Genomic DNA, 1,169 nt, shown 5'->3' on the forward strand with positions numbered 1-1,169 from the left:
GTACGGGCCGCCATGAAACTCGCTAGAGGCTTTTCTCGACAGCATAGGATCATCCACTTCACCACAATCGGCTCGGCATCAGGTCTCAGCCTTAATGTGTGACGGATTTGCCTACCACACGGCCTACACCCTTACCCCGGGACTACCACCGCCCGGGCTGGACTACCTTCCTGCGTCACCCCATCGCTTACCTAGTACAGAGTTGGGTCGCCGGCTCCACCACTTTCCTTTCCCCGAAGGGTCCGGAACGGCTTCACGGGCATAGCATCGTCTGATTCAGTATTGGGCGTTTCAAAGCGGGTACCGGAATATCAACCGGTTGTCCATCGACTACGCCTGTCGGCCTCGCCTTAGGTCCCGACTTACCCTGGGCAGATCAGCTTGACCCAGGAACCCTTAGTCAATCGGCGCACACGTTTCTCACGTGTGTATCGCTACTCATGCCTGCATTCTCACTCGTGAACCGTCCACAACTCGCTTCCGCGGCTGCTTCACCCGGCACACGACGCTCCCCTACCCATCCATACAGGCGTTGGCCCTGTTGTATGAATGACACGACTTCGGCGGTACGCTTGAGCCCCGCTACATTGTCGGCGCGGAATCACTTGACCAGTGAGCTATTACGCACTCTTTCAAGGGTGGCTGCTTCTAAGCCAACCTCCTGGTTGTCTCTGCGACTCCACATCCTTTCCCACTTAGCGTACGCTTAGGGGCCTTAGTCGATGCTCTGGGCTGTTTCCCTCTCGACCATGGAGCTTATCCCCCACAGTCTCACTGCCGCGCTCTCACTTACCGGCATTCGGAGTTTGGCTAAGGTCAGTAACCCGGTAGGGCCCATCGCCTATCCAGTGCTCTACCTCCGGCAAGAAACACACGACGCTGCACCTAAATGCATTTCGGGGAGAACCAGCTATCACGGAGTTTGATTGGCCTTTCACCCCTAACCACAGGTCATCCCCCAGGTTTTCAACCCTGGTGGGTTCGGTCCTCCACGAAGTCTTACCTCCGCTTCAACCTGCCCATGGCTAGATCACTCCGCTTCGGGTCTAGAGCGTGCAACTCAATCGCCCTATTCGGACTCGCTTTCGCTACGGCTTCCCCACACGGGTTAACCTCGCTACACACCGCTAACTCGCAGGCTCATTCTTCAAAAGGCACGCAGTCACGAC

1 rRNA gene is annotated in these 1,169 nt (G+C 56.9%); it reads right to left on the reverse strand.

The features are described from left to right. Positions 1-1,169, reverse strand: a 23S ribosomal RNA gene (locus ACFWVV_RS37760); the annotation flags it as partial.

The sequence above is a fragment of the Streptomyces sp. NPDC058663 genome (genome assembly GCF_042716745.1).
GTDB lineage: Bacteria > Actinomycetota > Actinomycetes > Streptomycetales > Streptomycetaceae > Streptomyces.